Annotated in this window: 10 protein-coding genes and 1 tRNA gene; 2 read left to right on the forward strand and 9 right to left on the reverse strand. The window is 68.5% G+C overall.

Annotated elements, in window-relative coordinates; all coding sequences use genetic code 11:
- Positions 1-321 precede the first annotated feature (321 nt).
- On the reverse strand, positions 322-3,069 hold the full coding sequence (polA, locus tag LR394_RS10775; RefSeq protein ID WP_407937012.1) for a DNA polymerase I: 2,748 nt from the start codon (positions 3,067-3,069) through the stop codon (positions 322-324).
- Here polA and LR394_RS10780 point away from each other — a divergent pair.
- Positions 3,068-3,505 carry a hotdog fold thioesterase gene (locus tag LR394_RS10780; protein ID WP_231440559.1) on the forward strand — a complete coding sequence of 146 codons (438 nt, stop codon included), beginning with the start codon at positions 3,068-3,070 and terminating at the stop codon, positions 3,503-3,505. The genes polA and LR394_RS10780 overlap by 2 nt on opposite strands.
- 246 nt (positions 3,506-3,751) lie before the next feature.
- Here the strand turns inward: LR394_RS10780 and LR394_RS10785 are convergent, their stop codons facing one another.
- The 8 genes from LR394_RS10785 to LR394_RS10820 form a co-directional block, all read right to left on the reverse strand.
- On the reverse strand, positions 3,752-4,369 hold the full coding sequence (locus LR394_RS10785; RefSeq protein WP_231440560.1) for a GNAT family N-acetyltransferase: 618 nt from the start codon (positions 4,367-4,369) through the stop codon (positions 3,752-3,754).
- Between the two features lie 235 nt (positions 4,370-4,604).
- Positions 4,605-5,030, reverse strand: a complete 426-nt coding sequence (locus tag LR394_RS10790; RefSeq protein ID WP_231440561.1) for a hypothetical protein — start codon at positions 5,028-5,030, stop codon at positions 4,605-4,607.
- 153 nt (positions 5,031-5,183) lie between these two features.
- Entirely contained in the window at positions 5,184-5,948 is a 765-nt protein-coding gene (locus LR394_RS10795; RefSeq protein ID WP_231440562.1) for an ABC transporter ATP-binding protein, read from the reverse strand.
- Positions 5,945-6,733, reverse strand: coding sequence for an ABC transporter ATP-binding protein (locus tag LR394_RS10800; protein WP_407937021.1), 789 nt, complete (start codon positions 6,731-6,733; stop codon positions 5,945-5,947). Before LR394_RS10800 ends, LR394_RS10795 begins: the two co-directional genes overlap by 4 nt.
- Before the next feature lie 53 nt (positions 6,734-6,786).
- Complete coding sequence (locus LR394_RS10805; protein ID WP_231440564.1) at positions 6,787-8,082, reverse strand: branched-chain amino acid ABC transporter permease; 1,296 nt, start codon at positions 8,080-8,082, stop codon at positions 6,787-6,789.
- Positions 8,083-8,085: 3 nt separating this feature from the next.
- Positions 8,086-9,135 carry a branched-chain amino acid ABC transporter permease gene (locus LR394_RS10810; protein ID WP_231440565.1) on the reverse strand — a complete coding sequence of 350 codons (1,050 nt, stop codon included), beginning with the start codon at positions 9,133-9,135 and terminating at the stop codon, positions 8,086-8,088.
- 107 nt (positions 9,136-9,242) lie between these two features.
- On the reverse strand, positions 9,243-10,508 hold the full coding sequence (locus LR394_RS10815) for a branched-chain amino acid ABC transporter substrate-binding protein (RefSeq protein WP_231440566.1): 1,266 nt from the start codon (positions 10,506-10,508) through the stop codon (positions 9,243-9,245).
- A 496-nt stretch (positions 10,509-11,004) separates the two neighbouring features.
- Positions 11,005-11,679: an ANTAR domain-containing response regulator gene (locus tag LR394_RS10820; protein WP_231440567.1), complete on the reverse strand. Its 675-nt coding sequence runs from the start codon at positions 11,677-11,679 to the stop codon at positions 11,005-11,007.
- A gap of 141 nt (positions 11,680-11,820) precedes the next feature.
- On the opposite strand from LR394_RS10820, the gene LR394_RS10825 reads away from it, so the two are divergent.
- Positions 11,821-11,906, forward strand: a tRNA-Leu gene (locus LR394_RS10825).
- The last annotated feature ends 39 nt before the right edge of the window (positions 11,907-11,945 follow it).

Below are 11,945 nucleotides of genomic sequence, written 5' to 3' on the forward strand. Positions count from 1 at the left end.
GCCCGGACCACCGGGCCACCCGGACACCGTCAGCCAACACCGACGTCCTTCATCTCGGAGGCCCCGGCCAGCCTGGAGGCCCCGGCCAGCCTGGAGGTCCCGGCCAGCCTGGAGGTCCCGGCCAGCCTGGAGGTCCCGGCCAGCCTGGAGGTCCCGGCCGGCATGGTGTCCCGGCCGGCATGGTGTCCCGGCCGGCATGGTGTCCCGGCCGGCATGGTGTCCCGGCCGGCATGGTGTCCCGGCCGGCCGCCTTCCAGTCTGTCGACCGGATCGCCTGGTCCGGCCGGGACCGCCTGCTCCTACCGTTCTGTGGGCGTACCGTTAGTGGGCGGCCTCGTGCCACGACTGCCCCACGCCCACCGAGACGTCCAGCGGCACGTTGAGCTCGGCCGCGCCGGCCATGCCCTCGCGGACCAGGGCCTCGACCTGCTCGCGCTCGCCGGGCCAGACCTCCAGCACCAGTTCGTCGTGCACCTGCAGCAGCATCCGCGAGCGCAGCCCCTGCTCGCGCAGCTTCTCCTCCACCGCGAGCATGGCCACCTTGACGATGTCGGCCGCCGAGCCCTGGATCGGGGCGTTCAGGGCCATCCGCTCGGCCATCTCGCGGCGCTGGCGGTTGTCGCTGACCAGGTCGGGCAGGTACCGGCGGCGGCCCAGGATGGTCTCGGTGTAGCCGGTCCGGCGGGCCTCGTCGACCACGCCGTGCAGGTAGTCGCGCACCCCGCCGAACCGGTCGAAGTAGTCGTCCATCAGGGTCTTCGCCTCGTCGACCGGGATGTTCAGCTGACGGGACAGGCCGAACGCCGAAAGACCGTACGCCAGGCCGTAGCTCATCGCCTTGATCTTCGAGCGCATCTCGGCGGTGACGTCGGCCGGCTCCACCGAGAACACCCGGCTGCCGACGAAACGGTGCAGGTCCTCGCCGGAGCGGAAGGCCTCGATCAGGCCCTCGTCCTGGGAGAGGTGGGCCATGATCCGCATCTCGATCTGCGAGTAGTCCGCGGTCAGCAGGCACTCGAAGCCCGGCCCGACCACGAAGGTCTCGCGGATCCGGCGGCCCTCCTCGGTCCGGACCGGGATGTTCTGCAGGTTCGGCTCGGTGCTGGACAGCCGCCCGGTGGCCGCGATCGTCTGCAGGTAGGTGGTGTGGATGCGGCCGTCGTCGCCGATCGCCTTGAGCAGGCCCTCCACCGTCTGGCGCAGCTTGGTGGCGTCCCGGTGGCGCAGCAGGTGAGCCAGGAACGGGTGCTCGGTCTTGGCGAAGAGGTCGGCCAGGGCCTCGGCGTCGGTGGTGTACCCGGTCTTGGTGCGCTTGGTCTTGGGCATGTCCAGCTCGTCGAACAGCACCACCTGCAGCTGCTTGGGCGAGCCGAGGTTGATCTCCTTGCCGATCGCCTCGAACGCCTGCTTGCCCGCGTCCGCCACCGCGGCGGCGAAGTAGCTGTCCAGGTCGCCCAGCGCGTCCTGGTCGATCGCGATGCCGTGGTGCTCCATCGTGCGCAGCACCCCGAGCAGCGGCAGCTCCACGTCGGTGAGCAGACCGGCCGCGTTGCGCTCGGCCAGGTCGGACTGCAGGGCGCCCCACAGGTCGATGACGGCGCGGGCCCGGACCATGGCCAGGTCCGCCTCGTCCGGGCCGGAGTCGTCCATGTCGAGGGTGAGCTGCTGGTTGGCCGGGACCTCCTCGGCCTTCAGCTGCCGGCCCAGGTGCCGCACCGTGAGGTCGGCCAGGTCGTAGCTGCGCTGGTCGGGCAGGCACAGGTAGGCGGCCAGAGCGGTGTCACCGATGATCCCCTCGACCGCCAGGCCGCGGTCGGACAGCGCGGTGAGCGGGCCCTTGGCGTCGTGCAGCACCTTGGGCCGGGACCGGTCGGACAGCCAGGCGGTGACCGCGGCGAGCGCCTCGGCGTCGGCCTCGACCAGATCGACGAAGGCGGCCGGGCCGGGCTTGCCGGGCGACGGCTCGGGGGCCGCGATCGCGATGCCGGACGCGTCGCCGTGCCCCGCCTTCCAGGTGCCCAGCACGGTGATCCCGACCGCCACGGCCGCGTTCTCGCTCAGCCAGGCGCCCACGGCCGCGCCGGTGAGCTTCTCGGCAGCCAGGTCGAACCCGCCCTCGGCCTCGGGCTCCGGGGACGCCAGGGTGGCGAACAGTCGCTCGCGCAGCACCCGGAACTCCAGGCCGTCGAAGACCTGGTGCACCTCTTCCCGGTCCCAGCCGGGCAGCCGCAGCTCGGCCGGGGTCAGCGGCAGCTCGACATCCTTCACCAGGCCGTTGATCTGGCGGTTGAGGATGACCTGGGCCAGGTGGTCGCGCAGGCTCTGCCCGGCCTTGCCCTTGATCGAGTCGGCGTTGGCCACCACCCCGTCCAGGTCGCCGTACAGCCCGATCCACTTGGCCGCCGTCTTCGGCCCGACCCCCGGGATGCCGGGCAGGTTGTCACTGGTCTCGCCGACCAGGGCGGCCAGGTCGGGGTAGCGCTCGGGCAGCAGGCCGTACTTGGCCTCGACCGCCGCCGGCGTCATCCGGGACAGCTCGGAGACCCCGCGGGTGGGGTAGAGCACCGTGACGTTGTCGCGCACCAGCTGGAACGTGTCGCGGTCGCCGGAGCAGATCAGCACCTCGTACCCGGCCGCGCCGGCCTGGGTGGCCAGGGTGGCGATGATGTCGTCGGCCTCGAAGCCGGGCTTCTCCAGCACCGGCACCCGCAGCGCGGCCAGCACCTCTTTGATCAGCGAGACCTGCGGGCCGAACTCGTCCGGCGACTTGGACCGGTTGCCCTTGTACTCCGCGTACGCCTCGGTGCGGAAGGACTGCCGGGACACGTCGAAGGCGACCGCGACGTGGTCGGGCGACTCGTCGCGCAGGACGTTGATCAGCATCGAGGTGAAGCCGTACACCGCGTTGGTGAACTGGCCGGTGGCGGTGGCGAAGTTCTCCACCGGCAGCGCGTAGAAGGCGCGGTAGGCCAGGGAGTGACCATCGATCAGCAGGAGGCGCGGGCGGGAGGCCTGATCGGCAGCCCCCGAGGTGGTTGTCGGGCTCACGTCTGACACCCTATGACCCATGTCCGACAGTCTTGGTCTCCCGACGGCCGACGGCGCAGGCGCGCCGGACTTCTCCTCGGCCTTGACCGACAAGATGGGCATCGTGCTGACCGAGATCAGCGCGCAGCGCACGGTCGCGACGATGCCGGTCGAGGGCAACACCCAGCCCTTCGGCCTGCTGCACGGCGGGGCGTCGGCGGTGCTGGCCGAGACGATCGGCTCGGTGGCCGCCAACACGCACGCCCAGACGATGGGCATGGTCGCGGTGGGTCTGGAGATCAGCGCCACCCATCACCGCGGGGTGCGCTCCGGCCTGGTCACCGGCACGGCCGAGGCGGTGCACCGCGGCCGCAGCACCGCCACCTACCAGATCGAGATCGTGGACGAGGGCGGCCGGCGGGTCTGCACCTCCCGGCTCACCTGCATGTTCCTGCCGGACCCGGCCCAGCGCACCTGACTCGGTATTGCGTGAGAAAGATGCTCCTGGGCAACCCTTTCTCACGCAGTAACGAGAGAGCGATCTCGCTAAAGCCTGTTATCGCCGAGGCGAGAGGTGGGGGAAGCTGCGGCGGCTGGGGAGGGACGACTGGAGTGGGCTTGGCCCCGACGAGGCGGAGGTGGTGGTGGCAGAAGGGAGCGAGGACGGAGGCCGCAGCGCGGGAAGCAGCGCGGGAAGCAGCGCGGGAAGAAACCGCAGCAGTGATCAGCCGGCGAGGGGCGCGTCGTCGGACGGCGGGAGTCGCCGGGCCCGGGCCCGCAGCGAACGGCGCCGCGAGAGCAGGTGCTCAAGGGTGCCGCGCCGGGCGTCCGCACCGGAGAGCCGACGCCGCAGCACCGCAGGGGTGCAGGCCCGGCGCACCAGGACCGGGGCGAATCCCAGCTTGGCGAAGTAACGCTGGGCATCCTTGGACCCCAGCGGCACTTCGGCGACGATCTGCTCCACCCCCAGCCGCTCCGCCTGCCCCGCCACGTGCACCAGCAGAGCCCGCCCCACGCCGTGCCGACGATGGGCCGCCGCGACGTAGAACTCGTCCAGGCACAGGGCGGTCGCACCCGTGAGCAGGTTCAGCGGTGCCTGGCGCAGCACCACGAAAGCCACTGCCCGATCGGCCATCCGCGCCACCAGAACCTCGGGCTCCCCCACCGCCGGCGCATCCCCGGTCCGTAACGCCGCACCCAGTCGCTCACGCGCCCGCTGAAGCGCAACCGCCCCGGACGAGGACTGCCCCAGGCTCTGCTCCCAAAGTGCGAACACCTCGTCGGCGTCTTCGGGTTCGGCTCTTGCGATCTCCAGCTGACGCCGAGGTGGACGTCGAGACACCGGTGGCCTCCTGGCCGACTGCCGGGACCTGGTCCCGGTTTCCCCGCGGCACCGCTTCCTGGCACCGGACCGTGGTCGGTGAGCCGCATCGTCCTCAATCGGGATCCGGCATCACCACGCTCGACGCACATCATGGCGAACCCTGCCGAATCCGGCGGATCAATCCGCGAGAATCTCAGCCTGCGAGATCAAGTGCACTGACCGGTGCACGAAAACCCTTACGTAACGGCAAAGATCACCTACTCAGCGGAAGCCTGCTGTAACTGAGCGCGGCGAGCAGGACAGTCGCGAGAGCCAGGGCCAAGACCAGGAGGTTGGCGTACCCCGGCACGAAGATCTCCCACGTGCCGACCCCGTCCACTCGACAGGCGAACCGCAACGGGACGAGTGAGTGCTCGTAGGCCTCGATGTCGCCGGCGTACTTGGGGCCGACCACCGCCTGGCATCTGTTGTTGGTATCCGACTCGTCCCGAAGCAGGTGCAGTGCACCCCATGTGTACGCGGCAATCGTGGCCGCGGCCGTCACCATGGCAAGGCCACGCAGGACGCGGGGCCGCTGCCGCCGCCCTCGGACGAGGACAACGACGCCGAAGCCACCGAGCACGGGAACCACGAACAGCGCGAGCAACGGGATCAGGACCAGGACCACCGGGTTGGGCATGGCGAACGGGTCGGAACCGATGAGAGACTCCCTTGTGGATGACGAGCAGCGGCTCGCACGGATCAAAGCGCCAGCCGCGCAACGATATCCGCTCCGAAAAGCACAGTGCGGGCCGGTTCCCCCAGGGAACCGGCCCGCACTGACAGACGGCGATCAGCCGCCGAGGTAGGCCTTGACGATGCTGTCGTCCTTCAGCATCTCCCGGGCAATACCCTCCTGCTTGAGGTGACCCGACTCCAGCACGTAGGCGTAGTCGCCGATCCGCAGCGCGGCGAGCGCGTTCTGCTCCACCACCAGCACCGTGGTGCCCTGGTCGCGGATCGTCCGGATGGTGTCGAAGATCAGGTCGACCAGCACCGGGGCCAGGCCCATCGAGGGCTCGTCCAGCAGCAGCAGTTTCGGGCTGCCCATCAGGGCCCGGCCGACCGCGAGCATCTGCTGCTCACCGCCGGACATCGTGCCCGCCTTCTGCGCGATCCGTTCCTTCAGCCGCGGGAACAGGTCCAGGACCCGCTCCTTGTCGGCCGCGATCCCGGCCTTGTCGTTGCGCAGGAAGGCACCGAGCTCGAGGTTCTCCTCGACGCTCATCTTCGGGAAGATCCGCCGGCCCTCGGGCGACTGGCAGATGCCCTTGCTCACCACCTTGTGCCCAGGCACCCCGACCAGGGACTCGCCCTGGAAGGTGATCTTTCCGGTGCGGGGACGCAGCAGACCCGAGACGGTGCGCAAAGTGGTGGACTTGCCCGCGCCGTTCGAGCCGATCAGGGTGACGATCTCGCCCGGCTTGACCGAGATCGAAACGCCTTTCACCGCGGCGATGTTGCCGTAGTAGACGTGGATGTCCTCGATGGTGAGGAGGTCCTCGCCGCTCTTGCGGACCCCCGGCTGTGCCGGAGCCGCATCGGTGGGAGTGCTCACAGGTCGCCTCCGTAACCCTCTTCGGTACCGGTCTTACCCAGGTACGCCTCGATCACCCGCGGGTCGGACTGGATCTCGGCGGGCAGACCCTCGGCGATCTTCTGCCCCTGGTCCAGCACCGTGACCCGCTCGCTGACCTTCATCACCACGCTCATGTCGTGCTCGATCAGCAGGATCGACACGCCCCGGTCCTCGCGGACCCGTCGCACGAAGTCGACGAACTGGGCCGACTCCTGCGGGTTCATCCCGGCGGTGGGCTCGTCCAGCAGCAGCACCTTCGGCCGCAGGGCCAGGGCCCGGGCGACCTCCAGCCGGCGCTGGTCACCGTAGGAGAGGTTGCGGGCGTAGTCCCCGGCGGTCTTGCCGATGCCCATGTAATCCAGCAGTTCGCGGGCGAACTCGCGAGCCTCGCGCTCTTCCCGCCGCTGGCGGGGGGTGCGCAGGACGGTGCCGAAGATCCCGGACTTGAGGTGGCTGTGCATCGCCACCATCACGTTCTCCTCGGCCGTCATCAGGTTGAACAGCCGGATGTTCTGGAAGGTCCGGGCCAGGCCGGCGTGCGCGATCTTGTGCACCGGCTGGCCGGTCACCGTGCTGCCGTTGAGCATCACGTTGCCGGTGGTCGGCCGGTACAGGCCGGTGAGCACGTTGAAGAAGGTGGTCTTGCCGGCCCCGTTCGGGCCGATCAGGCTGACCACGGACTTCTCCGGAACGGTGAACGACACGTCGTTCACCGCGGTCAGGCCGCCGAACTTCACGGTGATGTGCTCGGCCTCGAGCGCCACCGGGACGGCCGGGGCGGCGGCTCCGGGGGCGCCGGACTCGGAAGCGGTGGTGGTCACTTCTTGCCTCCTTCGGCCGCCGTGTCCTCAGCGGTGCCTTCCATGTCGGCGCCCAGCGACTCGATCTCGCCGCGTTCGGGCTCCTGCAGCACCTGCCGGGTGCGGGCCTCGGGGATCAGGCCCTCTCTTCGGAAGAGCATGAACAGCACCAGGATCGCACCGAACACCAGGAAGTTGTGCGAGGCGAAGTTCACCTCGGCGCCGGTGACGTCGTTCCAGACGTTGCCCAGCTGGCCCAGGCCGGTGGAGTTGATCCAGGCCAGCAGCAGCGCACCGACGGTGACGCCCCAGACGTTGCCCATACCGCCGAGCACGACCATCGCCAGCAGGATGATCGAGACCGAGAAGTTGAACCGGTCCGCGAGCACACCGCCGATGTGCGTCGCGTAGAGCACGCCGCCGATACCGCCGAAGGCCGCGCCGACCGCGTAGGCCGAGAGCTTGATCCGCATCAGCGGCACGCCCATCATGCTGGCCGCCAGCTCGTCCTCGCGGATCGCCAGCCAGGCCCGGCCGAGCCGGCCCTCGCGGATCCGCAGCGAGACGAACATCGCCAGAGCGAGCATCAGGCCGAAGACGATGAACTTGAGGTTCAGGTCGAAGGTGCCGATCGTCTCCGGCACCCCGGGGATGTACTGGAACGGGCCGGTCGGGATCTGGTCCATGCCGATGATGCCCTTGGTGCCGTTGGTGATGTTCCATTCACCGTTCGGGCCGACCCGCTCACCGTTGCGGAAGACCTCCGGCAGGATCTCGCCGAAGCCCAGCGTGACCAGGGCCAGGTAGTCGCTCTTCAGCCGCAGGGTGGGCGCGCCGATGATCACGCCGGCCACGGCGCAGACCAGCGCGGCGATGATCAGCACGAGCCAGAAGTTGATGTGGATGCCGCGTTCCTGGCCGGGCAGCGGGTTGCCCCAGACGCTGAAGCTCAGGTTCGCCCAGGACGGGTGCACCTGGTTGGCGAACGGCGCCATCAGCCAGCCGGCGACGTAGCCGCCGATGCCCCAGAAGGCCACGTAGCCCAGGTCGAGCAGGCCGGAGTAGCCGACCACGATGTTCAGGCCGAGCGCGAAGATCGCCCAGATCAGCGCCTCGTTGACCGCGGTCATCGGCAGCCAGGAGCCGAACCCGTTCTGGAACTCGGTGCTGGTCTCCGGCAGGATCCACTGGTTGAACACGAAAACCAGGACCCCGGCGGCGAAGAAGCCGAGCGGCCAGCCGAACCGGGCCAGGAACGAGGTCTTCGGCGCCGGTGGGCGCACCACCGGCGCAGTGGGAGTGGTGGTCGACACCGGCTACACCTTCTCTGTCGTCGCCGTGCCGAGGATGCCCTCGGGCTTGAACACCATCAGCGTGATCAGCACGGTGAAGACCACGGTCATCGACCAGTGCGGGCCCAGCAGGAAGCCGTCGTTGAGGCTCAGCAGGACGCCGATCAGGAAACCTCCGAGGACCGCGCCCTGCAGATTGCCGATACCACCGAGAACCGCCGCGGTGAAGGCGATCAGGCCGAGCCGGAAGCCGAGGTTGTAGTTGCTGGTACCGACCGACTGCAGGTACAGCAGACCGGCCGCACCGGCCAGGCCACCACCGACGGCGAAGACGAAGGCGATCGTCCGGTCGACGTCGATCCCCATCAGCCGGGCCGCGTCCTGGTCCTGGGCGACCGCGCGCATCGCCTTGCCGGCCCGGGTGCGCTGAACCAGGTAGACCATGACCAGCAGCAGTGGGATGGTCACGGCCAGCACGACCAGGGTGGTGTAGGGCACCCGGACCGAACCGATGCTGAAGCTGCCGTTGCCGAACATCGTCGACCACTGCTTGGGGGCAGAACCGGACATGAAGTTGCGCTGCCCGACCCACTGGTACATGAAGCTCAGGCCGACCGCGGTGATCAGCGGGGCGAGCTTGGGCGCCCGCCGCAACCGCCGGTAGGCCACCCGCTCGGCGGCGACGTTCACCGTGGCCGCTACCACGATCGCGATCAGCAGGGCGAGGGCGACGGCACCGACCGCCGCGAAGGTGAAGCTGTCGACCGAGAACCAGCTCGCCGCGACGATGCCGGACAGCACCGTGGCCAGCATGAACAGGTCACCGTGGGAGAAGTTGATCAGCTCGATGATGCCGTAGACCATCGTGTAGCCCAGCGCGATCAGCGCGTACAACGCACCGTTGCCGACGCCGATCACGAGCAACGAGGCGAACTGCTGCGGATGCGCGATCAGTTCGTAGATCAGCCAGACGCCGACTGCGGCCAGCAGCAGGAGTCCGAGGGAGTTCGCGGCGACTTCCTGAGGGCGCCGGTGTGGCTTCACCTCGGACGCGGCGATCGCGGATGTGGTCATGAATCGCTCTTTTCGGGCGGCTGCGGGGAGAACCTGGTTCTGGCGCAAGGACACTGGGTGGGCCCTCCGTCCGTGGAGGACCCACCCAGTGCGGTGAAACTCTCAGATCACTCGACGGCCTGGGCCTGCACGAAGGTCTGGGCGCCGTCCTTGCCGATCAGCACGGACACGTCCTTGGCGGTGGTGTCGCCGGTGGCCGGGTCGATCACGATCTCCTTACCGGTGGCCGACTCCTCGGCCGGGACGGTGATGCCCTCACCCTCGAAGACCGCGTCGCGCACGCCCTTCTTGGTGCCGTCCGACTTCTCGATCGCCTCGACGATGACCTGGACTGCAGCCGCACCGTAGAGCGCGTAGTTGGTACGCGGGGCGGAGCCGTACTCCTCCTCGTAGGCCTTCAGGAGCTCGGCGGCGGCGCCGCCCTGCTCCTCCAGCTGCGCGGTGGCCAGGCCGGTGAAGGTGGCGTAGAGCCCCTCGGACTCCTTCTGCTTGTCCAGCTCCGGGTACCCGGTCCAGCCGTCGGGAGCCATCATCTTGACGGTCTCGTTGTCGCCGAGGACCGAGACCTTGTCCTTCAGCAGCTGGCCACCGTTGACGTCGTAGATGCCACCGACGTAGAGGCAGTCCGGGTTGGTGGCCTTGATCTTCTCGAACATGGCCGTGTAGTTCGTGGCCTTCTCGTCGTAAGGCTCATTGGCGACGACCTCGATACCGACCTCCTTGGCCCGGTCCTCGAAGGCCTTGGCGATGCCCTGACCGTAGGTCTGGTTGTCGTTCAGGATGTAGCACTTCTTGACCTTGAGGGTCTCCGAGGCGAAGTCGGCCGCCGCCGTGCCCTGCACGTCGTCCGTGGTGGTGACGCGGGCGAAGCTCTTCTTGCCGCTCGGCGCGTACAGCTCGGGCTCGCCCGGGTCGGCTGCCTTGGTCAGGCCGGTGTTGGTGGAGGCGTGCGAGACCTGGAGCATCGGGCCCTTGGGGTCCTGGTTCAGGACCGGGGCCAGCAGCTTGGAGCAGCCGGAGTTGTAGGCGCCCATGACCGCGACCTCGTCCGCCGCCTGAACGTGCTTCTGCGCGTTGGCGGTGCAGGTGGCGGCGTCCCACTGACCGGCCGTGGCGGTGGAGTTGTCGTACTCCTTGAGCTGGATGGTGTAGTCGCCGGCCTTGTTGCCGATCGAGTCCAGGTACACCTTGATCATGTTGTTGGTGTCGGTCGAGGCGTCGGCCGAGGAACCCTGCAGCGGCAGTTCGCTGGCGATCACCAGGGTCTTACCACCGCCGGAGCCGCTGCTGTCGTCGTCCGAGCCGCCGCCGCACGCCGCGAGGCCGAGCGCCGCTACTGCGACGACGGCAAGTGCGCGAACCGGTTTCCCCATGTCTGAACCTCTTCCCCACGGCCGGAGCCGATCGCTGTGACTGGCGTTGGCCGGTGAAATTACCACTGCGATGTGACATGGGTAGGGCGGTTGTTCTTGCGAAAGGTCAAGGCTCGGCAACGATTCCCGGATTGAGGCGGGTTTGACCGCATGACATTCGACCAGAAGGGGTTTCGGCCGCTCTTATGTTTCGGGAATGTGTCCGACTTGAGTCATTCTTTGAGCTACCCGAAACATATTGTTTTATGGCGTCGTAATGCCCGTTCGGGCATCAGACGAGCAGAAACGGAATTCATCCAACGAATTCTATGGCACTAACGGGCAGGCAAAACAGAAAGCCCCCGGGATCCGAAGATCCCGGGGACATGATCTGCCCGACAGGTGTCGCCTCATGGGAGTGACACGCTTTTACTGAGATTGAATCTTTGCCGGCCGTGCGGTGGACGGTCGGGCGGCCGCCTTAACGTCGGCCGCCGAGCCGTCTCGCCGGGGAGGCTCAGGCGTCGGTGCCGGAGGCGATGACCGCGGAGGCCACTTCCTTCATCGTCAGCCGCTTGTCCATCGAGGTCTTCTGGATCCAGCGGAACGCCTCGGGCTCGCTCAGGCCGTACTTGGTCTGCAGCAGGCCCTTGGCCCGGTCGACCAGCTTGCGGGTCTCGAAGCGCTCGGCCAGGTCGGCCACCTCGGCCTCGAGCGCGGACAGCTCGGAGTGCCGGCTGGCGGCGATCTCCAGGGCGGGCACCAGGTCGGCCGCGGTGAACGGCTTGACCACGTAGGCCATCGCCCCGGCGTCACGGGCCCGCTCGACCAGCTCGCGCTGGGAGAAGGCGGTCAGCAGCACGACCGGAGCGATCCGGGCGCTCACGATCCGCTCGGCCGCGGAGATCCCGTCCAGGACCGGCATCTTGATGTCCATCACGACCAGGTCGGGCTTGTGCTCCTGGGCGAGCTGGACGGCCTCTTCGCCGTTGCCGGCCTCGGCGACGACGTTGAAACCGTTCTCCCGGAGCATCTCGACGATGTCCAGCCGGATCAGCGCCTCGTCCTCGGCGACGAGGACGGTGCGTTCCTTGGTAGCAGCCGGCGCGGGGACGTCGGACGGGTCGGGCACGGGCTCGAGGAGGCCGGACCCGTCCGGAGTGGGTGCAGTGGAGGAGTCGCCAGCAGTCATGTGCTCAGGGTAGCTATCCGCAGACATGAACGGGCAAGCAGGTCTGCAGCTGTCGGACATGGTCAGCGTCACGTGCGGGCGGTTACCCGGTCGTGAGCAGTCCCCCGCAGGCGATAAGCTCACCCGGACAGCGCAAGCTGCGCCGGGTTGGTGGAATGGCAGACACAGAGCACTCAAAATGCTCCGTCCGAGAGGGCGTGCGGGTTCGAATCCCGCACCCGGCACCACCGCAGCACGACGAAGGGCCCGCCTCCCCTCGGGGAGGC

Origin of the sequence: Kineosporia babensis (assembly GCF_021129305.1) — a bacterium.
Classification (GTDB): domain Bacteria; phylum Actinomycetota; class Actinomycetes; order Actinomycetales; family Kineosporiaceae; genus Kineosporia; species Kineosporia babensis.